Genomic DNA, 23,698 nt, shown 5'->3' with positions numbered 1-23,698 from the left:
CATTGTACGGTGAACAAGAGAGGTGATTCCAGCGCGCCTGCCGCGCCCCGCCGCAAGAGACAGAAGGACCATGCCATGACCGCCACCGAGAGCCCCTTTTCCGAACGCGGCGGCCCGATCCAGGTCTTCTATGCGCCGCTCGATGCGCCGCGGCGGCCGATGATCTCGCATGCCGAGGGGATCTACATGTGGGACACCGCCGGCAAGCGCTATCTCGATGCGACCTCGGGCCCGGTTGTCAGCAACATCGGCCATGGCAACAAGAAGGTGCTGGCGGCGATGGCGGATCAGGCGGGCAAGGTCTGCTACGCCTCGCGCGCTCTCTTCGAGAACGAGGCGAATATCGCGCTGGCCGAGCGCGTGGCCGGGCTGGCCGGGCCAGGGTTCGAACGGGTCTTCGTGGTCTCGGGCGGGTCCGAGGCGACCGAGGCCGCCATCAAGCTGGCGCGGCAATACGCCGTGGCGAAGGGCGAGGCCGGGCGCTGGAAGGTGCTGGCCCGCAATCCGGGCTACCATGGCGCGACGCTGGGCGCCGCCGCCGTCACCGGCGATCCCGAGACGGATGCCGTCTTCGAGCCGGTGATGCGGATCATGCCCCGCGTCCCCGCCCCCTTTGGCTATCGTACGCCGGGCAATATCGATGCCGACACCCATGCCAGCGACTGCGCGCAGGCGCTGGAGGCGGCGATCCTGGAGGAAGGCCCCGACTCGGTGCTGGCCTTCATCATGGAGCCGGTGGGGGGCCTTGCCACCGGCGCGCTGGTGGCGCCCGATCATTATTACACCGCCGTGCGCGAGATCTGCTCGCGCCATGGCGTCCTTCTGATCTTTGACGAGGTGATGAGCGGCGCGGGTCGCACCGGTCGTTTCCTCGCGGCCGAACACTGGCCCGACGCGCGCCCCGACATGGTGACGCTGGCCAAGGGCGTGGCCGCTGGCTACACGCCGCTCGGCATGGTGCTGGCCTCGCGCGAGATGGTGCAGACGGTGGTTGACGCGGGCGGCTTCATGCATGGCCACACCTACAGCGCCAATCCCTTGTCCTGCGCCATTGGCGATGCGGTGCTGCGCGAGGTCATGGAGAACGACCTGATCGGCAATGCCGCGCGGATGGGCGCCCTTCTGGGTGAGCGGCTGCAGGCGCTGGCCGCGCAATCGGGCATCGTCGGCGACGTGCGGGGCCTCGGCATGCTGCGCGCCATCGAGATCGTCGCCGACAAGACGACCAAGTCCCCGTTCCCGCCGTCGCGGAAGACCATCGCCCGCATCGTGCAGATCGGGCTTGAAAAGGGGCTGCTGCTCTATTCTCGCAGCACGGCGGGCGGGCGCTATGGCGAATGGCTGATGATCACGCCGCCGCTGACCCTGACCGAGCCGCAGCTCGACGAGATGATGGCGCTCCTGACCGAGGTCCTGAGCACCTTCGAGGCCGAGGCACGCGGCTGAGCAAGCACCGCGTGCCACCCAAAGGACGCCCGGACAACGGGCGCCACCCCCTGACCGACACCCACCAACAAGGGATGATCCCATGACCAAGCCTCTTTCGTTCCGGTCCCTCGCCGCGGCGGGCGCGATCCTGTCCTGCGCCGCCCCGGCGATGGCCGACTCGCTGCGCTTTTCGCATTTCCTGCCGCCGGGCCATTACTTCGACAACGACGTCCGCGCCTGGGGCGAGGCGCTGGCCGAAGCCTCGGGCGGAGAGCTGACGCTGCAGGTCTTCCCCGCCGGCCAGATGGGCGCGCCCGCCGATCACTACGCCATGGCCCGTGACGGGATCGTCGATGCGGCCTGGGTCAATTTCGGCTATACGCCCGGCGCCTTCCCGATCGCCGACCTGATCGACCTGCCCTATTCGCTCGAGGTCGACCGCGCCGTCGCCTCGACCGCCGTGCACAATTGGTACAGCGCCTATGCCGCGCAAGAGATGCCGGACGTGCATTTCTGCCTGGCCCATGTCGGCGCCCCGGGCGCGCTGCATTCGGCCGGTCCGATCGCGCTGCCTTCGGATGTCGCAGGTCTGCAGGTCCGTCCGGCCAGCGCCGCCATGGCGCGCTTCATCGCCGATCTGGGCGGCTCGGCGGTGCAGGTGCCCGCGACCGAGGCCCGGCAGGCCATCGAGCGCGGCATCGCCAATGCGATCACCTTCCCCTGGGGCTCGATCGACTTCTTCGGCATCTCGGACGCCGTGCCCTATCACATCGCCAACACGCTCTATTTCGTCGGCGCGGGCATCGTCATCAACAAGGCCCGCTACGAAAGCCTCTCGCCCGAGATGCGGGCGGCGCTGGACAGCGTCTGCACCCCGGAATGGGCGGTCAACGTCGGCGCGAGCTGGGTCGAGTTCGAGGAGGCCGGCCGTCAGGTCCTGGCCGACATGGGCCACACGATCCACGAGCTGACGCCCGAGGAACTGGCCGCCTGGCACGAAGCCGCGCAGCCTTCCTATGACCGCTGGGCGGCGGCGATGAATGCGGCGGGGCTCGATCCCGTGGCGATCCGCGCCGAGCTCGACGCGGCGGTCGCGGCGGCGCAGTGATGGATCGCTTCCTGCGTGCGGTCGAGGTCGCGGCCAGCCTCATGCTGGGGGTGGTCACGCTGATCACCTTCGTCAATGTGGTGCTGCGCTACGGCTTCAACAGTGCGCTCATGGACAGCTTCGACCTGACCCGCATGGCGCAGGGTCTGGCGCTGGCCTGGGGCATCGCGGTGGCCACCTACCGCCGCGAGCACATCACCATCGACGGGCTCTGGGGCCTGCTGGGTCCACGCGGCCAGCGGATGATGGACGCGGTCGCGCGTCTGATCACCGCGCTCTTCCTGCTGGGCCTGACGCTGGCCATGGCACAGCGCGCGGCGCGCAACATGGCGGGCAACCTGTCCACGGCTGAACTCGGCCTGCCGATCTGGGGCTTCCATGCGGTGATGACGCTGGGCATCGCGCTGGCGGGTGCCGCCGCCCTTCTGGGCCTCTGGTCGCTGCGCAAGCGGCCGCTGGCCTGACGCCTTCCGCCGCCCCGACCCCGGGGCGGCGCTTCGCTTTCTCAAGGAACGATGATGTCGCAGACCGAGATCGCCCTTTCCGGCTTCGCCCTGCTGGTGGTGCTCCTGCTGATCCGGGTGCCGGTCGGCGTGGCCATGGCGATTGCCGGGGTCGCCGGGTTCGCGCTGGTGGTGGGGATCGACCCCGCGATCAGCATGCTGAGCCAGGTCGCCTTCAACTCGCTGACCGCCTATGAATTCTCGATCATCCCGATGTTCATCCTGATGGGCACCTTCGCCGCCCGCAGCGACCTCAGCCTGGAGATGTTCCGCGCGAGCCAGGCCTGGCTGGGACGCTTCCGCGGCGGGATGGCCTATTCGGCGCTGGTCGCCTCGGCCGGCTTCGCCGCCGTCAACGGCTCCTCCATGGCGACCGCTGCGACGATGACCCGCGTCGCCCTGCCCGAGATGGAGCGCAACGGCTACGACAGCGGGCTGGCGGCGGGGGTGATCGCCGCGGGCGGGACGCTGGGCATCATGATCCCGCCCTCGGCCGTCTTTGCGCTTTACGGCTTCATCACCCAGCAGGACGTGGCCGACCTGTTCATGGCGGGGATCCTGCCGGGGCTGCTGGGGCTGGCGCTCTATGCCTCGGTGATCGTGCTCTACACCCTCGTGCGCCCGGCCAGCCTGCCCGAGGCCGAGGGCAGCAGCTGGGGCCAGAAACTGCGCGCGCTGCGCAGCGTCTGGGCCATTGCGCTGCTGTTCGCGCTGATCATCGGCGGCATCTATGGCGGGATCTTCACCGTGACCGAGGCCGCCGGGATCGGGGCCTTCGGGGCCTGGCTGATTGGGGTGCTGCGCGGGCGACTGGGGCTGCGCAGCACCCTCGCCTGTCTGGCCGAGGCGCTGGCGATGAGCGCCGCGATCTTCACCCTGGTGATCGGTGCCCTGACCTTCGGCTATTTCCTGACCGTGACCGGCACCACCACCGCGCTGATCGGCTGGCTGGCCAATCAACCCGTCGGCCCCTACGGCGTGCTGACGCTGATCCTGCTGGGCTATCTGATCCTGGGCGCGGTGATGGACGAACTCGCCATCACCCTGCTCACGCTGCCCATCGTCTTCCCGGTCATCGTCTCGCTAGGCTTCGATCCGATCTGGTTCGGGGTCATCTTCGTGATGACCGTCACCCTTGGCGTGAACACCCCGCCCATCGGCATGAATGTCTTCGTCATCAATTCGATGGCCCGCCACATCGGGCTGGGGCGGATCTACCGCGCCGTCATGCCCTTTGTCGGCGTGGATCTGCTGCGCCTGTTGCTGCTGGTGCTGTTCCCCGCCATCTCTCTCTGGCTCGTTTCCTGACATCCGAGGTTTCGCCATGTCGCAGTCCCTTCCCGAAACGCTGACCGAGCGCCTCGACCGCCGCGCCGACGAGATCTTCGAGCGGATGATCGCCTGGCGGCGGGACTTCCACGCCAATCCCGAGCTGGGGAACCAGGAAGTCCGCACCGCGGGCATCGTCGCCGACCACCTCGAACGGCTGGGCTTCGACGAGGTGCGGCGCAATCTCGGCGGCAGCACGGGGGTGATCGGCATCCTCAAGGGCGGCCAGCCCGGTCCCTGCGTGGCGCTCCGCGCCGACATGGACGCGCTGCCGGTGGCCGAGGCGACGGGGCTCGACTTCGCCTCGGTCAAGACGGGGGTCTGGGGTGGCGAGACGGTGCCGATCATGCATGCCTGCGGCCATGATGCGCATACCGCGGTGCAGATGGCCGTGGCCGAGATTCTGGCCGCCGAGCGCGACGCGCTGAGGGGCAGCGTGATGCTGGTCTTCCAGCCCGCCGAGGAAGGCCCGGCGCCGGATTGGCAGGGGCTGTCGGGCGCCGCGCGGCTGGTGGCGGACGGCGAATTCGACGACCAACGGCCCGACGCCTTCTTCTGTTTCCACGTCCTGCAGGACGAACGCCCGGGCACGGCGGGCGAGATCCGCGTGCATGAGGGCGACGGCACCTATGCGATGAACCTGATGCGGATCAGGATCAAGGGGCGGGGCGGTCATGGCGCTTTCCCCTGGCGCACCGTCGATCCGCTGCTGATCGGGGCGCAGATCCTGACCGCCCTGCAGGCGATCCCGGCCAAGAATGTCAACGTCAACGAGAATGACGTCACCCTGTCGATCGGCATCTTCAAGGGCGGCACCAAATTCAACGTGATCCCCGAAACCGCCGAGATGGAAGGCGCGCTGCGCTTCACCGATCCCACCACCGGCGCCTATCTGGAGAGCCGGGTCGAGGCCGTGTGCCGCGGCATCGCCGAGGCCGCGGGTGGCCATGCCGAGGTCGATTGGTACATGCGCGTGCCGCTGGTGCGCAACGATCCGGCGCTGGTGCGGCGGATGCGGCCCTCGCTCGACCGCGCGGCCCCGGTGGACAAGCCCGTGATCGAAGTCGAGAACTGCTTCCTGGACGATGTGTCGAACTTCGCGGCCATCGCGCCGCTCATGTTCTTCACCGTGGGCGTGGGCCTGGACGAGGCCGATGCCGCGCGGTCGGGCTTCCACCACGAGCCGACGTTCCGGGTCAACGAGGCCGGGCTGAAGACCGCCCTCAAGGCGATGCTCAACCTCACCTTCGATTACGCCGAGGCGTCGCTGAAGAATGACGCCGGCTGAAGCCGCGTTGCGATCAGACCAGGGCCAGCAACCGGGCCGGGTTGTCGATCAGGATGCGGTCGACCTCGGCCTGGTCGAAGCCCCGGCGCAGCATGAGCGGCACGACATTGGCAAAGATGTGCTGGAAGCCATGGCCGCCGAAGCGTTCGAGCCGCCCCTTGGTGCAGACGTCATGGCTGATCAGGATCTGATCCAGATGCCCGCGGTCCGCCAGTTTGCGCAGCCAGCGGATGCGGGTCGCGTCATTGGGCAGGTCGATGTCGGGATTGGGCCAGTAATAGCTCGTCTCCCAGCCGAAGAGGTCGTATTCCAGCACCGCGCCGGTATCGGCCAGGCGAAAGAGCGTGTCCTCGTCAAAGATGGTCCGGTCGATATGGCTGAGGATCAGACGGTCCATCCGGCCGCCGCGCGCCGCGACGAAATCCGCGACTTCCTGCGGCTGGTCGGCGTCGCGCCCGGGGTGGACATTGAGCGCGGCACCCGTCGCCTGTTGTGCCACGATGGCGGCTTCCATCACCTTCTTCTCGCGGTCCGTCCAGGGTGACTGGCAGCCGATCTCGCCGATGATCCCCGCCTTGACGTCGGTGCCCCAGGCGCCGACCAGCACCTGATCGGTGATCTGGGCGGTGAGCTGATCGACACTCATCTCGGCGGTTTCGGGCAGCTGGTATTGCTCGACATAGTGACCGGCGCCCATGACGATGGGCATGCCGGTTTCCTCGGCCATCCGGCGCAGCAGCAGGGGACGCGGCCCCAGCCCGCCCACGGTCAGATCGACCACCGCGCCGCCGCCCGCCCGCGCCATTTCCTCGATCTCGTCCCGGACCACGGCAAAATCGTCGATGCGGTAATTGTCGGTGAAATGCCCCTGGCCATAGCGCGCGCGGAAGCAGTTGCAGAGATCGACGGCCGCGTCGGTCACGCCCTCGGGCAGGGTGTCGCCCCGGAAGGCGGGCGGATTGAGGTCGATGAAGAGATGCTCATGCATCAGGGTCGCGCCCAGCGTTGCGGGCTCGATCAGGCCGGTGACGCTTTGCACCTTGCCGCGGCGGTCGGTCATGCCTCTCTCCTTTCCACGAGATCTGAAAGCCGGGCCCGGGCGGCCTCGGGGTCGAAGGCGGCGCGGTCGCCGATCAGGACCAGCCGGCAACCCGGGTCCTGCCCGGCAGCGGGTTCGAACGTCGCCCGGCGGCCCACCATCTGAAAGAGCACCGGCGCCCCCGGCCGTTCCACCAGCGAGACGAAACCCTTGGCCCGGTAGAGCGCGGGGGCGAGCGTTTCCATCAGCCGCTGGAAGCCGGTGAAGGGCAGGGACCCCTCGCTGCCCCATTCCAGCGCGACAAAGCGCGCGGAGTCCTGGATCGGCGCACCCTCGACGGGCGCCGGGGCCTTGCCCTGACCCGTGAAAAGCAGATCCACCGGCAGGTCGTCGCGCGCGTCGAAGCTGCGCACCCGGAATTCTGTGCCGAGCCGCAGCATCAGCGGCGAAAGGTCGGCATCCCCCGCCTTGCCCAGGATCGCGAAGTCGGACCCCCTCAGTTGCGCCCGCCAGACCGGATCGTCAAAGCGCGCCGGTGTCTCGGCCAGATCCTCGACATCGACGATGCAGAGCGTGCAATCGAGCCGCACATCCGCCCAGAGGACCGGATCCGACAGGGTCTGCACGATGCCGCGCGGGTCCGAGACGCCCGAGGCCTCGATCACGATGGCCTCGGGCTCGTGCCCCAGCACCTGCTTCAGCGCGCGCAACAGATCGCCTTGCAGGCTGCAACAGATACAGCCGTTTTCAAGGCCGATCACCGTATCGACCTGCCCTTCGATCATCGCCACATCGATGTTGATCGCCCCGAAATCGTTGACGATGGCGGCGATGCGGCGCTGGCCGCTGCTGAGCAGGCGGTTGATGAAGGTGGTCTTGCCTGCCCCCAGAAAGCCCGTGACGACCAGGACGGGGACGGGCGCGCTGTCGGTCATTGCTGCAGACCCCGGCCGAGGATCGCGCGCCCTGGCGCGACGCTTTCGATCAGCGCGCCGTCGCGGATGACCGCGGTGCCGTTGACGATCACGTGTCGCATCCCCTCGGCCGGGCGGTTCATGGCCCGGAAGGTCGCGCGATCGCGCAGGCCAGCAAGGTCGAAGACCACGAGATCGGCGTCACAGCCGGTCTGTATGCGGCCCTTGCGCTGCATGGCGGGCGCGGCGCCTTCGATCACCCGGGTCGGGATCAGCGTGCATTTGGCCAGCGCCTCCATCAGGTCGATCTTGCCACGCTCGCGCACGTAATCGCCGATGAACCGGGTGAAGGTGCCCGACGAGCGCGGATGCGACACCGCCTTTTCCGGCAGCGGCCAGGCGTCGCCCTCGTAGAGCGAACCGTCCGGCATGACCCAGGGCAGCGCGTCCGAGGCGATGGCGCCGCCGGGATAGAGCACCGACACGTCGAGAAGCCGCTGATGGCCCGCGTCATTCTCGGTATCGAGGAAATGCCACAGGATGATGTCACCAGAATCCCGCTCGGCCGCGGCGCGGATCGCCTCGGCATCGGCGAAACGCTCGCCGGTCCGCAGCAGTTCGACGCGGTCATAGGGCGATCCGGTGCGGCCGATGAAATCGGGCTGCTGCAGGAAGCCCGCGCTGACCACGGTCGAGCCGGTGCCATAGGGATAGGCCTCGACCGTGATCGGTAGACCCTGGGCCTGGGCGCGTAGCAGCACCTGGACCGCGCGTTCGATATCCAGCAGCGACGTCGAATTCAGGTGGCAGACATGCATGTGCGCGCCGGTCGCGCCCGCCAGACCGATGATCTGCACATAGCTGTCCACCGAACTCGCCGGGTCGATGTTCGAGGCATTGGCGATATGGGTGAAGGTCACGCTGCCCGTCTCGGCCGCCAGATCGCAGACCAGCGTGAGTTCCTTGATGCCGGCGCCCGGCGCGTAACCGTTGGGAATGCCGATGCCGATGGCGCCCTCGTCCATCGCCTCGCGCAGCCGCGCGACGATCCGCTCGGCCTGGGCGTCGCTGGCGGCATCGACCGACCAGCGGCGGTCGTTCGCGCCCTGTCCCATGCCGATCATGGACGAGACGGTGGCGTCCGGCGGCAGGCCGATCATCACCTCCTGCCGGGCGAAGAGCCAGGCGGCCGAAGTGCCGTAATTGCACAGCCGCCGCCGCTCTGCCTGCGCCGCGTACCAGCCCGCGACCGGCAGCGCGCCGACCTCGAGCTCAAGCGCCGTGGTCACGCCATCGAAAGCCTGCATCCGGTCGGCGGCCAGCGACTGGCCATGCGCGTGGATGTCGACGAAACCCGGGGCGACGATCAGGCCTGTTGCGTCAATCTCTTCCGTGCCCGGGGCCAGGCCGTCGCCGATGGCGGCGATCTGGCCGCCACGCAGGCCGACATCGGTGATCCGGTCATGACCGGTTTCCGGGTCGATGACCCGCCCGCCGCGGATGACGCAATCGAAGGCGGCGGCGCTCACAATCCGACGCCTTGTTCCAGCGCGGCCATGAATCCCGCCAGCTCGGCCTCTCCGACAGGGAAGGACAGCGCCATGAGGCCCCGCGCCGCGAAGTAATAGCCCCGCTCCTGCATCGTCAGATGCAAGAGCGCGAGCAGCTTCTGATCCACCTCGCGGCCCATCCCGCTGTCGGGGTGGATGTTCATGATCGCCCCCATGCCGCTGATGCGGAACGGCAGGCCGCGCGCGACGAAGAGCTCTGCCAGGGCGGCGCGCAGGGTCTCGCCGCGGGTGTAGAGCGCGTCCAGAGCCTCGGCCGTCAGATAGGTGTCGATCGCCGCCACCCCGGCCGCCATGGTCAGGCTGTTGTTGTTGAAGGTGCCCGCATGGGGCAGGGCACCCGGGCGCGAGGGGTCGAAATGATCCATGATCTCGGCCCGGCCGCCGAAGGCGCCGAAGGCCAGACCGCCGCCGAAGAATTTGCCGACCGTGGTCATGTCGGGGGTGATGCCGAGCCGCCCCTGCGCACCGCCAAGGCCCATGCGCGCCGTCTGCACCTCGTCGAAGATCAGGAAGGCGCCGTGCCGGGTTGTCAGGTCGCGCAGCGCCTGCAGGAAGGCCGGGTCACCCGGAATGCAGCCGCCCGCGCCTAGCATCGGCTCGACCAGCACGCAGGCGATCTGCTCGCCGCGGGCCTGGAACTCGGCCTCGGCAGCGCCGATGTCGTTATAGGGCAGGCAGGCGTAGTCGAAGGGCACGTTGACCGGCGAGCCACCGCCCGCGAAGGTCATGAACCCGCCGTGGTAGCCGCCGGTGAAGACGACGACCTTGTCGCGCCCGGTCACGCGCCGGGCAGCGGTCACGGCCATGAGATTGGCCTCGGTGCCGGAATTGGCAAAGCGCACCCGGTCCATGGAGGGAAAGCGCGCGCAGAGGCGTTCGGCCAGCGCGACCTCGTAGGGCGTGTGCGACGACAGGTTGATGCCGCGCGCATGGGCGTCGGCCAGCGCCCGGGCCAGCACAGGCGAGGAATGGCCGAAGATGCCCGCGGTGAATTCGCCCAGAAGATCAACGTAGTCGTGGCCGTCCACGTCCCGGATGCGGCATCCCTCGCCGCTTTCGATGCAGAGCGGGAAGGGGTCGGACCAGAGCGACGAGCGGGTGTTGCCGCCGGGAAGCACCTGCCGCGCGCGCTGAAGCGCCGCGGCGCTGCCGGGGTTGCGCGCGACATAGGCGGCGCGGGCGGAGGCATAGGCGGCGTCGACGCGGGCCGGGTCAAGCCCGTTCATCGGCGTCCGGGAGACGTGAGGCTGTGTCATCTGACGATCCTTTACCTTCAGGCAAGCTGCGTGGCCGGGGCCAGCGCGTCGTGGAGCGGGGTTGTGGCGCCAGTCATGACCTCGGTCAGCAGCGCGGCGGTGGTCGGACCCAGGGTGAATCCCTGGTGGCCATGGCCGAAATTGACCCAGAGCCCATTCTGGCCCGGCACGGGGCCCACCATCGGCAGCATGCCGGGCAGGCAGGGGCGGGTTCCGAACCAGGGAGGGGTTCCGGTCCGCGGACCCAGTTCGATCAGGTCGCCGACCTGCCGTTCGGCACGGGTCAGCTGCCGGGGATTGGCGGGCGCGTCCTGGGCCACCAGCGCGGCGCCGGTGGTCATCCGCAGCCCGTCGCGCATGGCCGAAAACACGACGCCATTGCCGGTGTCGAGGAACGGGCGGCGCGGCTTAAGGGGCGCGTCGTAATGGGCGTGATAGCCGCGCTTGAGCACCATCGGCACGCGCAGCCCGAAGCGGCGCAGCGCGGCGCCGGTCCAGGGCCCGAGGCAGAGGACGGTCTGCGCCACCTCGATGGGGCCATCGGGTCCCGTCAGCCTCCAGCCCGAGCCATTCGCCGCAAGGGTGCCCGCATCGGCAAGAACGACACGCCCGCCCCGCCGCTGGAAGAGATCGGCATAGGCCCGGGTGAGCGCTCCGGGATCGGACGCGCTCCAGCTGCCGGTGTAATGCACGACCCCGGCCGGGGTCGATCTGAGCGCAGGTTCCTCGCGGCGCCAGTCCTCGCCGCCAAGGATGCGGGACGTGACGCCATAGGTGTCGGCCAGCCGCGTGGCATTCGCGGCCTCGGCCTCGAAGGCGGCAGAGTTGCGGAACACCAGCGCCAGCCCCTCGCGGCTGATCAGGTTCTCGCTCCCCGAGGCTTGGATCAGCGGCGCGTGATCGACGGTCGCGCGGCTGGTGAGCTGCGCGTAGAGCGCGGCGGTCTTTGCGTGGCGCGCGGGGGCCGAGGCCCGCCAGTAGCGCCAGAGGGCCGGCGCCATGCTTGTCAGCCCCGCGGGCGACCAGACCAGATCGTTCGACAGGCCCAGCCCATAGCGCAGCAACTGGCCCGGCGCGCGGGGCATGGCATAGGGTTCGGCGGCCTCGACCTGGATCACCCCGGCGTTGCCGAAGCTGGTCTCGCGCCCCGGCGCAGTCCGGTCGGCCAGCGTGACCGCATGGCCCTGCGCCTGCAGCGCCAACGCGGTGGCGACCCCCACCATCCCGGCGCCAAGCACCAATATCTCGGACATGATGTGTCCTTTCGACGTGACCGCCGCGCCCGGGGCGCGCTGGGTCAGGCTTCGGCGATGACGGTGATTTCGACCTTGGCGTCGATCATCAGATCGGTACGGACGGTCGTCCGAACGGGCAGAGGATCGGAGAAGGCACCGCCGTAGACCGCGTTGAACTCGGCGAAATCGGCAGCATCGGTCAGGTAGCAGGTGCAGGACACGACATTGGCAAGGCCCAGGCCCTCGGCTTCCAGCGTCGCCTTGATCCGGTTCAGGCAATTGCGGGTCTGTGCCGCGATCCCGGCCGGCAGGCTGCCGTCAGCCTCGAAGCCCAGTTCCCCCGAGAGGTACACGGTCGAGCCGATGCGGCGAACCTTGGAGAAGGGCAGTTTGGGAAGCTGAGTCATGGGGGACCTTTCAGTTCAGGGTTGGGTCGGTTCAGGGGTTGGGGGATTGCCTCGGCGCGCGCGCCGAGAGGCCTTCGATCAGCAGATCGAGCAGAAAGTCAAAGCTGCTGGCGTAGGAGACGTGTTTGCCGTTCTCCCAGCGCAGAACGAAGATCCGGTTCATGAAATCGGGCAATACAGCATGGGTGAAGGGGAAGCGGTCGGCGTCGATCTCGGCCACGCGCCGGGCAAAGAGGGCCTCCCATTCGTTGGCCTTGTCATCGGGGGCCGGTGCGAATTCCATCGTCACGAAGCCGCAGAGGCCGCCGATCAGCGCGTTGAACGCATCGCGCAGGGCGGAACCGCGATAACCCGCGTCATGCAGCGCGGTCAGCACCGCCTCGACCAGGGCGAGGTTGGCGACGCCGTTCGATTTCAGCTGCGCCCCGAGCAGGGGGGCGACATTGGCGTGGTCGCTGACGGCATCGCGGTAGGACAGGAACACCGTCCGCAGCCGGTCCTGCCAGGGCTTGTCGCGTGGCAGGCTCTGGCTGACCGCGGCGGTGAAACGCGCGGCGATCTCGCCGAACAGGTCCTCCTTGGTGCCGCCAACGTGCCAGTAGATGTTGTTCGGCGACACACCCAGCGCCCGCGCCAGCTCACGCATCGAGAAGGCATGCAGGCCCTTCTCGTCGATCTGCGCGATGGCGACATCGACGATCCGCTCCTTGGTCAGTCCGACCGAGGCCGCGCGGCCGCGTAGCCTGCCATTCTTACTCTGTGCTGTTGCGTCGCTCATCTCCACCCCGATGCACAATTAATGGGCATTTTCGAATTATTTCTTGCCAAGGGGCGCTTTCTCCATTCAGTTATAGAACACTGTGCAATTGAAAGATCAACAGAACTCGACACCCGCCGGCGCGATTTTTTCCTCAGCGCCGCCCAAGCAAAACGATAGGGAGCCAAGTGGCCGCACTTCCGATCCTTCTTTTGTCGACCGCCCTCCTTTTCGGAGGCGCGGTACTGGCGCATCTGATCGGGGCCGCTTCGGTCCTGTCCTTCTTCGCTGCTGACAGGGCGCGGTTCCTGGCCGCGGCGCCCCAGCGCATCATCGCCCATATCGATCTCTTCTCGATCATGTCGATGCCGCTCTTCATCCTTGCGGGCGAGATCATGAACCGTGCCGGCGTGACGCGGGCGCTGATCGACCTGGCGATGGCGCTCATGGCGCGGCTCAAAGGGGGGCTTGGGCATGTGAACATCCTGACGTCCGTCTTTTTTGCGGGCATTTCGGGTTCCGCCATGGCCGATGCCGCCTCGGTATCAAACACGCTGGTCCCGGCCATGCGCAAGGCGGGCTATACCTCCAGCTATGCCGGTGCCATCACCGCGGCCTCGTCGGTGATCGGCCCGATCATCCCGCCCTCGATCATCATGATCTTCTACGGCGCGCTGATGAACACCTCGGTCGCGGCGCTCTTCATTGCCGGAATCGTGCCGGGGCTGGTCATGGCCGCGGCGCTGTTCGGCGCGAACGCCTGGATGGCGCATCGCCACAACCACCCCTCGGGCGAGCGGGTGCCGCCGCGCGAGATCCTGCGCCGTTTCATCTATGCCCTGCCGGCCACGGTCATTCCGGTCATCATCCTGTCCGGCATTGTCTTTGGCATCATGACCCCGACCGAGGCGGCGGGCGTCGCGGTCTGCTGCGCCATCCTCGCAGGTGTGATCTATGGCCAGATGTCGGTCCGCAAGCTGATCGAAAGCCTTGAGCGCACCGCGGTCCTGTCGGGCTCGATCTTCATCCTGCTGTCGGCGGTGGCGATCTTCGGCTATCTCGCCGGGCTCGAACAGATCCCGTCGCGGCTTGCCGAACAGCTGATCGGGCTGGGCTTTGACGGCTGGAAATATCTGCTGCTGCTGAATCTGGTGTTCCTGGTTGCGGGCATGTTCCTTGAGGTGCCGGTGGCTCTGGCGCTGCTGGTGCCGCTGCTGGTGCCCACCGGGATCGAGATGGGCGCGGACCCGGTGCATCTGGGCATCGTCATCGTCGTCAACCTGACGCTGGGGATCGTCACTCCGCCCTTCGGCGCCGCCCTGCTGGTCGTCTCGGCGGTGTCGGGCACGCCCTATTGGTCGATTGCCCGGGCGGCGGCCCCCTTCCTGCTCGTGCAGCTGGGCGTGCTGATGCTGCTGACCTTCGTGCCCGAGATAAGCCTGTTCCTGCCGCGCCTCTCCGGCTTCGTGAATTGAGGGTCCGACCATGAACGCGTTGCTCACCTCAGATTCCCTCCTCGCCCGTCTGGCCGACCGCGTCTACGCCGTGTCCGAGGCGCTCAACTGGCTGGCCCGGCGGGCCGCGGGCCTCTTCTTCCTGGGCATGCTGGCGACCATGATGCTGCAGGTCGTGGCCCGCTATGCCTTTGCCGCGCCGCCCTTCTGGACCGAGGAGCTGGCCCGCTGGCTCATGGTCTGGGGCGGGCTGCTGGGGGCCTCTTGCGCCTTCCATACCCATGCCGATCCGGCGATGGTGCACCCGCCCGCTGGCGTCGCCTGGCGTCTCAAGCTGCAGGCGGTCTCGCGCTTCATCGCCTCCTGGCTCTTCTTCCTGCCGGTGCTGTGGTTCACCTACCCGTTCTTCCTGCGCCAGATCGGCCGTACCTCGGAAGGGCTGGAAGTCTCGACCGCCTGGATGGCCGCAGCGCTGCCGGTCGCCCTGATCCTGATCCTGTTCCATGGCGTCGCGGGATTGGGCGCCCTGGTGTCGCCCCGCGTGCTCGCCCGCGAAACCGACTACGCCACCCAATTCTCTTCTAACACCACGGAGTAACGCATGACCCTTGCCTTCCGCCCCCTCTCCGCCGCCGCGCTGGCCCTTGTCCTGGCCGCCCCGGTTCACGCTCAATCCGTCTCCATCGCGCTCGACTCCACCCCGGACCGCGAGACGCAGGGCAGCTATCGCTACGTCGACACCCTGGTCTCGACCCTGCGCGACATGGGCTGGGACACCGAACTCTTCCCCCGTGACGCGATCGGCGGCGAGGACGAGCGTCTTGACCAGATCCGGGCCGGGATCCTCGACATGTCGATGTCGAACTATGCTGTGACCTATCAGTTCGTGCCCGAAATGCGGGTCATGCAGCTGCCCTACACCTTCGCCAACTCGCGCCACGTCTTCGATTTCTTCACCGAAAGCGACTACCTCGACAGCGTGAACGAGCAGCTGGCGGCCGAAGGCATGCACGTGCTGGCTATCGTGCCCACGGGCGGCATGCTGGGCATCTTCAACAACCAGAAAGAAGTCCGCTCGGTCGCCGACATGCAGGGCCTGCGGATGCGCGCGCTCGACGCCAACCAGCTCGAGATGTTCCGCATGATGGGCGCCGACGGCGTGGTGATCCCCTTCTCGGAAGTGCCGAACGCGCTGCAGACCGGCATCGCCAACGGCTATGTCAACGCGTCGGTGGTGCCGCTGGCCTTCGGTCAGGGTGATCTGTTCACCAACTTCACCGATGCCCGCGTCATCATCTCGGCCCGCGTCGCGCTGGCTTCGACCGCCTGGTGGGAGGCGCTCTCGGACGAGCAACGCGCTCAGGTCGAGGAAGCCTCGCTCACCGCGCTGCAGGACGTCTTCGAGTGGGTCGATGTCACGCAGGAGCAATCGCTGGAGGCGCTCGATGCCGCCGGGATCGCCGTCTACCGGCCGACCGACGAAGAGCTTGCCACCTTCCGCGAGGCGACTGCCGATATGGCCGACCTGCTGGAGGGCGTGGACGCCGCCCGGATCGCGGAACTCCGCGCCATGGTCGCCGAACATCAGCCGGAATAATCCCGGCCGCATCCCGGAACGAGGAAGGGCGCCGTCAACCGGCGCCCTTTTTTCATGGTCGGGGCAGGGGGGGGCGTCAGAAGCTCAGGAACCCCGGGGCTTCTGACAGCGGCCGCGCCGCCTTGAGGGCGGCGAGATCGGGGGCTTTGGGCGCAAGATCCGGGATCGCGGCGACAATCGCCTCGATCTCGGCCGCGACCGCCAGCACCGCGCGGTCGGCATTGCGCCGCCCGACGATCTGCAGGCCGAAGGGCATGCCGTTGGCATCGAACCCGCAAGGCACGGTGATCGACGGATGGCCGGCCAGGGTCGAGGCATAGGCCAGCGCCAGCCAGTGATAATAGCTTTGCGTCGCCACACCGTCGATCTCGGCCGGGTAGAGCTCATGCCAGTCGCGCGGGCTGACCGTGACGGCCGGCGACAGGATCACGTCCCAGTCCTGGAACCAGGCCTGCCAGCGGTGGTAATAGGCAGTCTGGGCAGTGAAGGCGGCGGCGAAATCGTCAGCGCCATAGCCGCGCCCCTCGATCACGTTGTCCCGCACGTTGGGGCCGATCTTGTCGGGGTGATTGTCAAACCGCGCGCCATGGGTCGAAACGAACAGCAGCCCGCGCAGCACGGCGAAGATGCGGTCCGCACCCGAGCAATCGGGCGAGGCCTCGTCAACCCGGCCCATGAAGGGTGCGAGCGCCGCCAGGACCTTGCGGAACTGGTCGCGCACGATGCCTTCGGTCGGTGTGAAACCGAAATCCTCGGTCGTAGCGATGCGCAGGCCGGTCAGGTCGACCGGCGGCAGGTCCGCGAAGCCGCTGGGGTCCCAGGCAGTGCGCCCGCCGACCACGGCGGTGAAGGGATCGCGGCCGTCGGGGCGCGAGATGACCGACAGCATGAGCCCCGCGTCGGCCACCGTGCGCGCCATCGGACCCGCGCTCGACAGCGGCACCAGCCCGATGCCGCGGGTATCGCCCGGCACCACGCCGGGGCTGGGGCGGAAGCCCACCACGCCGCAATAGGCCGCGGGGTTCCGCAGCGAGCCGCCGGTGTCCGAGCCGGTGGCGAGGGGCGCATAGCCGCAGGCCAGCGCCACGGCCGAGCCGCCCGAGGATCCGGCGCAGCTGCGGGTCAGGTCATAGGGATTGGCGGTCGCGCCATAGACGCGGTTGCGGGTGTTGCCGCCCGCGCTCCATTCGGGATTGTTGGTCTTGCCCATCGGGATCGCCCCAGCGCCGCGCATGGCTGCGACCAGGGCATCGTCCTTGGTGGCGATGTTGTTCACGAACAATTCCGACCCGAAGGTGGTGGGCAGGCCCTTCACATCGAGCATGTCCTTCACGCCGAAGGGCAGGCCGTGCAGCGGCCCCAGCGCCTCGCTCCGCGCCTGCGCCTCGTCAGCGGCGCGCGCCGCGGCCTGCAATCCGTCGAAATCGCGCGCGACCAGCGCGTTGACCGCGTGATCCACGTCCTGCACCCGCGCGATGCAGGCGTCGGCCAGTTCCCGTGCGCTCAGCGTCTTGCGCGCGATGGCCCGGCGGGCCTCGGTCGCCGAAAGATCGGCGGGATTGCTGGCGTCTGGTTTCTTCATCTGTCGCTCCATGACTTCGCCTCAGGGAGGCGGGCGCACCCTTGCGCCAGGCGGCATCGGAACCTCGGGTGACGTTTCGACCGCGATCCGGCTCCGGGCGGCCTGTCCACGGGCCATGGGACCGGTATCCGCTGGCGAAGGCGAACAAGGACTTCTAGCAAGAATTGCACTCTATGCAAGCGATATTGTATACAATAATCTGGGCAGCGGTGCGCGTTTTTCAGGCAGGAAGTAAAGATGGTGCGCGATCACGTCGACCATATCGAGACGACGCTCCAGGACGCCATCCTCGACGGGCGCTACGCCGATGGCGAGCGGCTGGACGAGACGCGGCTGGCGGAACACTTCGGCGTCTCGCGCACGCCGGTGCGGGAGGCTCTGCGTCGGCTTGCCGCCACCGGGCTTGCTCGCCAGCATGCCAATCGGGGGACCTTTGTCCGGCAACCCGGGCCTCTCGACCTGTACGAGATGTTCCAGGTCATGGCTCGGCTCGAAGCCTTCTGTGCCGAATTGGCCTGCGCCCGGGTCGCGCCGTCTGCCATCGCTGCCCTGCGCGCGCTGAACGACGCCTGTGCCGCCGCGGCGGCACAGGGGGATGTAGACCGCTACTATGGCGCGAACGAGGCTTTCCATCAGCGGATCTACATGGAAAGTGGCAACGACTTTCTGGCCGAGACCTGTCAGGCCCTGCAAAAGCGGCTGCGGCCCTACCGGCGGACGCAGCTGCGGACGCCGGGTCGGCTGGCGCAATCGCTGGCGGAACACGCGCAGGTCATTGATGCCATCGAGGCGCGTCAGCCCCGGAAGGCCAGCGCGCTGTTGCGGGATCATGTGTCCGTGCAGGGCGAGCGGTTCCACCGGCTGATGAGCCATTGGCGCGCACGGGAGGGAAGCGGCGCTTCCAGCTGAGGGGCGGACCGCAGTCCGCTCCTCAACCGGGCTTACAGGGCGATGGCGCGCTCCTGGGCGATGCCGCGGCGGGCCAGAACATAGACGCAGACCACCATCGCCCAGCCGCAGCCAAAGCCCAGGGCCCAAGGCAACGATCCGGTCGGCGCGATCACGGCGACCAGCCCCGCGGCGCCGATGACCAGGCGTGCCAGTGGCCCGAGCGACCGCCCGCACCAGCCGGCAAAGGCGATGGCCCAAAGCGTGGTCGAGGCCAGCATGGCGGCAGCGCCGGCGGCGATCTCCAGTGCCGTGCCTTCGCCCAGGATCGCCGGGTCGAAGACGAAGCTGAACGGAACGAAGAAGGCGACGAGGCTGAGGCCGAAGGCAGACCAGCTGGTCTTCATCACCGGTGCGTCGCCCACCGCGGCGGCAGCGAAGGACGCGAGCGCGACCGGCGGCGTCACCATCGACAGGACGCAATAGTAGAAGATGAAGAAATGCGCGGCCAGTGGATCGACGCCCAGGTTCTGAATGGCCGGTACGAACAGCACTGCGCCGATGATATAGGCCGCGACCGTGGGCAGGCCCATGCCCATGATGATGCAACCGACCATGGCCAGGGCCAGCGACAGGAAGATCGACCCCTCGGCCAGCGTGACCAGCGAGCCCGCAAACTTGAGCGCCAGGTTCGATTGCACGGCGACCGCGATCACCAGCCCGATGGAGGCGATGGGCACCGCGACTTCGGCCGCCTGCCGCGGCGCCTCGCGCAGGCCCTGGATCAGCGTCGGCCAGCCGATCCAGGTATTGCGGCGCAGGAACGGCACCACGAAGCAGCTGACCGAGGCGATGACGGCGGAATAGGCCGCCGAATAGCCCCAGACCAGGGCGCCGATCAGGATCAGCGGCGGCAGCAGCAGGTGCAGGCGTGGCAGGATCGGATCGACCGCGGCGACCTCGGCCGCGGTCATCGCCCGCACATTGTCGCGCCGCGCCGTCAGATCGACGACCAGCAGCAGCGCCAGATAGAAGGCGAGGGCGGGTATCAGCCCCGCCAGCGCGATCCGGGCATAGGGGACGTTCAGCATCTCGGCCATGATGAAGGCGGCGACACCCATGATCGGCGGCATGAGCTGCCCGCCGGTCGAGGCGATGGCCTCGATCCCTGCGGCGCGATGCGCGGGGACGCCCGTACGTTTCATCAGCGGGATCGTCAGGACACCGGTGGAGACGACATTGGCCACCGCCGAACCCGAGATCGACCCCATCAGCGAGGACGAGAGGACCGCGGCCTTGGCCGTGCCGCCGGTGGCGCGGCCCGCCACGCGGATCGCCAGGTCGATGAACAGCTGCCCGCCGCCCGCCGCCGCGTAGAAGGCGCCGAAGAGAATGAAATAGAAGATGAAATTGACCGAGGTCGATGTGGTGATCCCCAGGACGCCCGCGGTGGTCATGGTCGAGATCTCGATCGCGGCATCAAGGCCGAAGCCACGGAACGACAGCCACCCGGGCAGCAGGTTGCCCCAGAAGGCATAGGCGATGAAGGCGGCCAGCACGCCCACCAGGATCATGCCGACCGCGCGGCGGGCACCTTCCAAGAGCAGCGCCACCAGCACCACCCCGGCCCAGAGATCGCGGTCGAAAACCGGCGAGACATTCTCCATCCGCGTCGTCAGCCGCTGGAACTCCACGAGGTAATAGGCGCCGACGCCCAAGGTGGCGAGGATCAGCAGCGCGTCGATTGCGCGCCGGGCCCAGAGCGGCAGGGCCGGGGCGTCGAGGGGCTTGGTGAGAAACAGCAGGACCAGGGCAAAGGTCAGGTGGACCGGGCGCTCGAAAAGCGGCTGTTGCGGGGTGAGCAGGATCCAGGCCTGAAAGGCCACGAAGGCCACGCCGATCAGGAAAGTCGGCGACAAAAGGGTTTGGCGAAGCGCGGGGACGGGCATCGGGGTCTCCTCCTCGGGACCGGGATGATGGGACAGTCGGGGGCGTCGCGGGCCGGCGCAGGACGGCCGGCCCGGAGGCTGGATTACTGGATCCAGCCGCGTTCGCGGTAATACCGCTCGGCACCCGGATGCAGCGGGATGCCGATCGCCTCGGGGCGCCAGGCGTTTTCGGGCACGAAGGCGCGCCAGGCGGCATGCGCTTCTCCCATCGCCGCCGCATTCTCGATCACGGTGCGGGTGATCTGATAGGCGGTGTCGTCAGAGACCGAGGCATTGGCAATCAGCACCGTGCCGAGATTGGCGCCGACGGTCGGCGTTTCCTGCCCCTCGAACCAGGGGCCGAAGGTCCCGGCGCCAAGGCCGTTGGCACTGAGCACGTCCATCGCCGCCTGCGGAATGTCGATGAAGCGCATGCCCGCGGTGAGCGTCACCTCGGTGATCGTCGGATGGCCGCGGACGATGGTGTCGATATAGAGATCGGCGTCGCCGTTCCGCAGGATGTCGGGGATCTGCGGCGTGTCCACCTGCACGATATCCCCGCCGTTGGCGCGGATTTCCTCGGCGCTGGTGCCGAGGGCCTGCAGGATCATCTCGGCCGCCGGAACGGCGCTGGAGCCGGCCGGTTTCAGCAGGATGCGGACCGGCTGGTCCGAGGCGAGGATCTGGGCCAGATCGGTGGTGCCGCGGGCGTCCAGAAAGGCCTGCCGCGCCATGACGCCGATGTAGACATCGTTGAGGCCACCCACCAGGGCGCGGATGTCGGGGGCCGAGGCGCCTTCGTAGACCGGGGCGCCTTCCATGGCCCAGACCGCGGTGGCGGTGTTCGACAGGGCGATCTCGGCCCGGCCCGCCTGCACGACCATCGGGTTGGCAACCCCGCCGCCGCGGGCCACGACCTCGACAGTATTGGCGCCGAGAATGGGCTCGATCATCTGCTCGAGGGTCGCGGCGAAGACATACCACGAGGTTCCCTCGCGCATGGCGCCGATGCGGATCTCCTGTGCCGGCGCCACGGTGGCGGTGACGGCCAGTGCCGCCACGCCGAAGGCCGCTCTGCGCAGGCCTTTCGTGATGGTTTGAAACATGGTCTCTCCTCCCAGTTCAAAATTGTATGCCCCCGCGACCGGCGCGGGGGCAATGTCTCATTCGGCGGCGAGAAGGTTCTCCACCTGACCGATGCCCGCGGCGTCGAAAGCGGCGAAGATCTCGGCCTCGGCAGCGGCGCCGAGGTTCTTCAGCGGCTCGCGGATCGTCGCGTGATCCAGCACGCCGCGCTTCACCAGGCCCAGCTTCAGCGCCACGGTGCCCTCCATATGCGAGCCGCGGTGATAGACGGCGCGGGTCACGGGCAGCAGCCGCTCGAAGATGGCGCGGGCCGTCGGGTAATCCTGCGCCTTGCCGGCCTTGATCAGGTCGATCAGCAGTTCGGGGGCGATGTTGCCGTAACCGACCAGCAGGCCGTCCACGTCGAACATGGTCGGCAGCAGCCATTCGTCGTGGCACGACAGGATCTGCAGATCGGGCTGCGCGGCCTTCAGCTGCGGGATCTCGACATACCAGCGCTTCATGTTGCGCACGCCGTTCTTGGTGGCGACGACGCCCGGCTGCGCGGCGATTTCCAGCTGGGTGTCCAGATCATAGCTGGCCTTGGTGGCGTCGGGGTACTGGAACAAGATTTCCTGCAGGCCCGAGGCCTCCCAAATCGCCTTGTAGCGGTCCTGCGGCGCGCCCTTCTGGAAGCCGAAGCGCAGCCAGCCGTGGTTGGGATAGACCAAGGCGCCAGTGGCACCCGCATCCTTGCACTTGCGCGCCTCCTCGGCGGCGACCTTGGTGCCTTCGCCGGTGATGCCGGCGATGATCGGGATATCGACCGCATCGGCATAGGCACGGATCATGTCCAGGCGCTCGCCTTCGGTCAGGAAGGTGCCTTCGCCCGCGTGACCCAGGATCACCAGCGAGGTGACGTCCTTGAACGAGGCCAGCCATTTGGCAATGCGCACATTCGCCTCGAAATCGATATCGCCGTTCTTCTTGAAGGCGGTGACAGGGGCAGGGCTGAGGCCGCGCAGGTTCATCGGGGTCATGAGTCTCTCCTGAGTAAGTATCGTGAGCGGGAACGTTCCCATTCGGGGCCAGGTTTTTTGCTTGCTGCGGGGTGGCTGGTGTGTAAGAACGATATCGGGAACGTTCCCATCTAGGGCCCGCGACCCGCATGCGTCAACCAAAAAAATGACAGTGCCGCACCGGGAAGCTACAAGGACTGAGGACAGGAGGGCGCCGTGGCCAACGACCAAGCAGACAGAAAGACGACCGGCCGGGTGACGATCCTCGACGTGGCGGCCGTTGCAGGCGTATCGAAATCCACAGTGTCGCGGATCCTCGACGAACGCCTGCCGCGGGCCAGCAATTCAACGGCGGATCGGGTCCGCCAGGTTGCGGCCGAACTGGGCTACGTCCGCGACGTCAGCGCCGCCAATCTTCGCCGTGGCACCTCTCTGACGCTGGGCATGATCGTGCCGCGCCTGACCGACACGGTGATGGCGATGCTCTATGAGAGCTTCGCCCGTGCCTGTGCGCGCCGGGGCCGGTTCGCCATCGTCGCCACCACAGATGACCGGCCCGAAGCGGTGCGCGCTGCGGCCGATTCGCTTTTTAACCGCGGGGTCGACGGGCTGGTGCTGGCCACGACGCGCACCGATGACGATTTCGCCTCCGAGCTTAGCGATCGCGGAATCCCTTTCGTGCTGGCCTTGCGCGGCGACGGGCATTCCGCTGCTTCCCTGGGTGACGACGATCTGGGCGGGTGGCTGGCCACGCGGCACCTGATCGATCTGGGGCATCGGCAGATCGCCCTGATCGCGGGGCCTGAACACGCCTCGAACGCGCTTGGCCGCGTGCAGGGCTATCACCGGGCGATGGCTGAGGCCGGGCTGCCTGTCGATCCCTCCTGGGTCGCGCCCTCCGCGTTCAGCATCGAGGGCGGGGCGGAAGCGGTGCAGAGCATCCTGAAACTCGACCCGCGCCCGACGGCGATTTTCGCGGTGAACGACAACACCGCCATTGGCGCGATGTCGGTCATTCAGCGCGCCGGACTGAGCATCCCCAGCGACATCTCGCTGGTCGGCTACAACGACATCCCGCTCGTCTCGCATCTGTCGACGCCGCTGACCACGGTCCGCGTCCCCTTCGACCAGATCGCCGCCGGGGCGCTGGAGTTGCTGCTCGCCGGCAGCACCAACGAACAGCGCATCGCCACGCCGACCCTGATCCCGCGGGCGACGAGCGCGGCTCTGGGGCGGTAGCGGCGGCCGGAGGGCTTTCGACGGCCAGCGTCCCGCGGGCGTTACCCCTCCGTCGAGGAGGTAAGCCGCGATTTGGCGTGACCTTCCGAAT

21 protein-coding genes are annotated in these 23,698 nt (G+C 67.9%); 10 read left to right on the top strand and 11 right to left on the bottom strand.

Going from position 1 to position 23,698, the window contains the following annotated elements:
- The first annotated feature begins 75 nt into the window (after positions 1 to 75).
- The 5 genes from VDQ18_RS00565 to VDQ18_RS00545 all read left to right on the top strand — a co-directional run bounded on the left by VDQ18_RS00565 (position 76) and on the right by VDQ18_RS00545 (position 5,656).
- Positions 76 to 1,446, top strand: coding sequence for an aspartate aminotransferase family protein (locus VDQ18_RS00565; RefSeq protein WP_323019089.1), 1,371 nt, complete (start codon positions 76 to 78; stop codon positions 1,444 to 1,446).
- Positions 1,447 to 1,528: 82 nt separating this feature from the next.
- A complete protein-coding gene (locus VDQ18_RS00560) occupies positions 1,529 to 2,536 on the top strand; it encodes a TRAP transporter substrate-binding protein (protein ID WP_323019088.1) in 1,008 nt (335 codons plus the stop codon).
- Positions 2,536 to 3,000: a TRAP transporter small permease gene (locus tag VDQ18_RS00555; protein ID WP_323019087.1), complete on the top strand. Its 465-nt coding sequence runs from the start codon at positions 2,536 to 2,538 to the stop codon at positions 2,998 to 3,000. Before VDQ18_RS00560 ends, VDQ18_RS00555 begins: the two co-directional genes overlap by 1 nt.
- A gap of 54 nt (positions 3,001 to 3,054) precedes the next feature.
- Complete coding sequence (locus VDQ18_RS00550; protein ID WP_323019086.1) at positions 3,055 to 4,347, top strand: TRAP transporter large permease subunit; 1,293 nt, start codon at positions 3,055 to 3,057, stop codon at positions 4,345 to 4,347.
- Positions 4,348 to 4,363: 16 nt separating this feature from the next.
- The gene (locus VDQ18_RS00545) at positions 4,364 to 5,656 is read left to right on the top strand and encodes an amidohydrolase (protein ID WP_323019085.1); all 1,293 of its coding nucleotides are present in this window, start codon (positions 4,364 to 4,366) and stop codon (positions 5,654 to 5,656) included.
- A gap of 13 nt (positions 5,657 to 5,669) precedes the next feature.
- On the opposite strand, the gene VDQ18_RS00540 is transcribed toward VDQ18_RS00545, so the two are convergent.
- Genes VDQ18_RS00540 through VDQ18_RS00510 form a run of 7 tightly spaced genes read right to left on the bottom strand, consistent with a single transcriptional unit; the run spans position 5,670 to position 12,856 of the window.
- Entirely contained in the window at positions 5,670 to 6,716 is a 1,047-nt protein-coding gene (locus VDQ18_RS00540; protein WP_323019084.1) for a hypothetical protein, read from the bottom strand.
- Positions 6,713 to 7,630 (bottom strand): CobW family GTP-binding protein, encoded by a 918-nt coding sequence (locus VDQ18_RS00535; protein ID WP_323019083.1) that lies wholly within the window; start codon positions 7,628 to 7,630, stop codon positions 6,713 to 6,715. The genes VDQ18_RS00540 and VDQ18_RS00535 overlap by 4 nt, the downstream gene beginning before the upstream one ends.
- Positions 7,627 to 9,138 carry an amidohydrolase family protein gene (locus VDQ18_RS00530; RefSeq protein ID WP_323019082.1) on the bottom strand — a complete coding sequence of 504 codons (1,512 nt, stop codon included), beginning with the start codon at positions 9,136 to 9,138 and terminating at the stop codon, positions 7,627 to 7,629. Before VDQ18_RS00530 ends, VDQ18_RS00535 begins: the two co-directional genes overlap by 4 nt.
- Complete coding sequence (locus VDQ18_RS00525) at positions 9,135 to 10,436, bottom strand: aspartate aminotransferase family protein (RefSeq protein WP_323019081.1); 1,302 nt, start codon at positions 10,434 to 10,436, stop codon at positions 9,135 to 9,137. Before VDQ18_RS00525 ends, VDQ18_RS00530 begins: the two co-directional genes overlap by 4 nt.
- A gap of 17 nt (positions 10,437 to 10,453) precedes the next feature.
- Positions 10,454 to 11,689 carry an FAD-dependent oxidoreductase gene (locus VDQ18_RS00520; RefSeq protein WP_323019080.1) on the bottom strand — a complete coding sequence of 412 codons (1,236 nt, stop codon included), beginning with the start codon at positions 11,687 to 11,689 and terminating at the stop codon, positions 10,454 to 10,456.
- Positions 11,690 to 11,733: 44 nt separating this feature from the next.
- Positions 11,734 to 12,078 (bottom strand): RidA family protein, encoded by a 345-nt coding sequence (locus tag VDQ18_RS00515; protein WP_323019079.1) that lies wholly within the window; start codon positions 12,076 to 12,078, stop codon positions 11,734 to 11,736.
- A 31-nt stretch (positions 12,079 to 12,109) separates the two neighbouring features.
- Positions 12,110 to 12,856 carry a TetR/AcrR family transcriptional regulator gene (locus VDQ18_RS00510; RefSeq protein WP_107751238.1) on the bottom strand — a complete coding sequence of 249 codons (747 nt, stop codon included), beginning with the start codon at positions 12,854 to 12,856 and terminating at the stop codon, positions 12,110 to 12,112.
- A gap of 167 nt (positions 12,857 to 13,023) precedes the next feature.
- Here VDQ18_RS00510 and VDQ18_RS00505 point away from each other — a divergent pair, with 167 nt between their 5' ends.
- Genes VDQ18_RS00505 through VDQ18_RS00495 form a run of 3 tightly spaced genes read left to right on the top strand, consistent with a single transcriptional unit; the run spans position 13,024 to position 15,886 of the window.
- Positions 13,024 to 14,310 (top strand): TRAP transporter large permease, encoded by a 1,287-nt coding sequence (locus tag VDQ18_RS00505; RefSeq protein WP_323019078.1) that lies wholly within the window; start codon positions 13,024 to 13,026, stop codon positions 14,308 to 14,310.
- Positions 14,311 to 14,320: 10 nt separating this feature from the next.
- Positions 14,321 to 14,887: a TRAP transporter small permease gene (locus VDQ18_RS00500; protein WP_323019077.1), complete on the top strand. Its 567-nt coding sequence runs from the start codon at positions 14,321 to 14,323 to the stop codon at positions 14,885 to 14,887.
- A gap of 3 nt (positions 14,888 to 14,890) precedes the next feature.
- Positions 14,891 to 15,886, top strand: coding sequence for a TRAP transporter substrate-binding protein (locus tag VDQ18_RS00495; protein ID WP_323019076.1), 996 nt, complete (start codon positions 14,891 to 14,893; stop codon positions 15,884 to 15,886).
- Between the two features lie 76 nt (positions 15,887 to 15,962).
- On the opposite strand, the gene VDQ18_RS00490 is transcribed toward VDQ18_RS00495, so the two are convergent.
- Positions 15,963 to 17,468, bottom strand: a complete 1,506-nt coding sequence (locus VDQ18_RS00490; protein WP_323019075.1) for an amidase — start codon at positions 17,466 to 17,468, stop codon at positions 15,963 to 15,965.
- A 237-nt stretch (positions 17,469 to 17,705) separates the two neighbouring features.
- Between VDQ18_RS00490 and VDQ18_RS00485 the strand changes: the two genes are divergently transcribed.
- A complete protein-coding gene (locus VDQ18_RS00485; protein WP_323019074.1) occupies positions 17,706 to 18,377 on the top strand; it encodes a GntR family transcriptional regulator in 672 nt (223 codons plus the stop codon).
- 32 nt (positions 18,378 to 18,409) lie between these two features.
- On the opposite strand, the gene VDQ18_RS00480 is transcribed toward VDQ18_RS00485, so the two are convergent.
- The 3 genes from VDQ18_RS00480 to VDQ18_RS00470 all read right to left on the bottom strand — a co-directional run bounded on the left by VDQ18_RS00480 (position 18,410) and on the right by VDQ18_RS00470 (position 22,389).
- Positions 18,410 to 20,305, bottom strand: a complete 1,896-nt coding sequence (locus VDQ18_RS00480) for a TRAP transporter fused permease subunit (protein WP_323019073.1) — start codon at positions 20,303 to 20,305, stop codon at positions 18,410 to 18,412.
- Between the two features lie 83 nt (positions 20,306 to 20,388).
- Entirely contained in the window at positions 20,389 to 21,390 is a 1,002-nt protein-coding gene (locus tag VDQ18_RS00475) for a TAXI family TRAP transporter solute-binding subunit (protein ID WP_323019072.1), read from the bottom strand.
- Positions 21,391 to 21,447: 57 nt separating this feature from the next.
- On the bottom strand, positions 21,448 to 22,389 hold the full coding sequence (locus tag VDQ18_RS00470; RefSeq protein WP_323019071.1) for a dihydrodipicolinate synthase family protein: 942 nt from the start codon (positions 22,387 to 22,389) through the stop codon (positions 21,448 to 21,450).
- A 195-nt stretch (positions 22,390 to 22,584) separates the two neighbouring features.
- Here VDQ18_RS00470 and VDQ18_RS00465 point away from each other — a divergent pair, with 195 nt between their 5' ends.
- Positions 22,585 to 23,607, top strand: coding sequence for a LacI family DNA-binding transcriptional regulator (locus tag VDQ18_RS00465; protein WP_323019070.1), 1,023 nt, complete (start codon positions 22,585 to 22,587; stop codon positions 23,605 to 23,607).
- Positions 23,608 to 23,698 lie beyond the last annotated feature (91 nt).

Source organism: Pararhodobacter sp., from assembly GCF_034676075.1.
In the GTDB taxonomy this organism is placed as follows: domain Bacteria; phylum Pseudomonadota; class Alphaproteobacteria; order Rhodobacterales; family Rhodobacteraceae; genus Pararhodobacter.
This window is presented reverse-complemented; position numbering and strand designations above follow the sequence as displayed.

Coding starts and splice junctions, on each gene's coding strand:
- VDQ18_RS00565 (WP_323019089.1), top strand. CDS start 76: ATGACCGCCACCGAGAGCCCCTTTTCCGAACGCGGCGGCCCGATCCAG.
- VDQ18_RS00560 (WP_323019088.1), top strand. CDS start 1,529: ATGACCAAGCCTCTTTCGTTCCGGTCCCTCGCCGCGGCGGGCGCGATC.
- VDQ18_RS00555 (WP_323019087.1), top strand. CDS start 2,536: ATGGATCGCTTCCTGCGTGCGGTCGAGGTCGCGGCCAGCCTCATGCTG.
- VDQ18_RS00550 (WP_323019086.1), top strand. CDS start 3,055: ATGTCGCAGACCGAGATCGCCCTTTCCGGCTTCGCCCTGCTGGTGGTG.
- VDQ18_RS00545 (WP_323019085.1), top strand. CDS start 4,364: ATGTCGCAGTCCCTTCCCGAAACGCTGACCGAGCGCCTCGACCGCCGC.
- VDQ18_RS00540 (WP_323019084.1), bottom strand. CDS start 6,716: ATGACCGACCGCCGCGGCAAGGTGCAAAGCGTCACCGGCCTGATCGAG.
- VDQ18_RS00535 (WP_323019083.1), bottom strand. CDS start 7,630: ATGACCGACAGCGCGCCCGTCCCCGTCCTGGTCGTCACGGGCTTTCTG.
- VDQ18_RS00525 (WP_323019081.1), bottom strand. CDS start 10,436: ATGACACAGCCTCACGTCTCCCGGACGCCGATGAACGGGCTTGACCCG.
- VDQ18_RS00520 (WP_323019080.1), bottom strand. CDS start 11,689: ATGTCCGAGATATTGGTGCTTGGCGCCGGGATGGTGGGGGTCGCCACC.
- VDQ18_RS00515 (WP_323019079.1), bottom strand. CDS start 12,078: ATGACTCAGCTTCCCAAACTGCCCTTCTCCAAGGTTCGCCGCATCGGC.
- VDQ18_RS00510 (WP_107751238.1), bottom strand. CDS start 12,856: ATGAGCGACGCAACAGCACAGAGTAAGAATGGCAGGCTACGCGGCCGC.
- VDQ18_RS00500 (WP_323019077.1), top strand. CDS start 14,321: ATGAACGCGTTGCTCACCTCAGATTCCCTCCTCGCCCGTCTGGCCGAC.
- VDQ18_RS00495 (WP_323019076.1), top strand. CDS start 14,891: ATGACCCTTGCCTTCCGCCCCCTCTCCGCCGCCGCGCTGGCCCTTGTC.
- VDQ18_RS00490 (WP_323019075.1), bottom strand. CDS start 17,468: ATGAAGAAACCAGACGCCAGCAATCCCGCCGATCTTTCGGCGACCGAG.
- VDQ18_RS00485 (WP_323019074.1), top strand. CDS start 17,706: ATGGTGCGCGATCACGTCGACCATATCGAGACGACGCTCCAGGACGCC.
- VDQ18_RS00480 (WP_323019073.1), bottom strand. CDS start 20,305: ATGCCCGTCCCCGCGCTTCGCCAAACCCTTTTGTCGCCGACTTTCCTG.
- VDQ18_RS00475 (WP_323019072.1), bottom strand. CDS start 21,390: ATGTTTCAAACCATCACGAAAGGCCTGCGCAGAGCGGCCTTCGGCGTG.
- VDQ18_RS00470 (WP_323019071.1), bottom strand. CDS start 22,389: ATGACCCCGATGAACCTGCGCGGCCTCAGCCCTGCCCCTGTCACCGCC.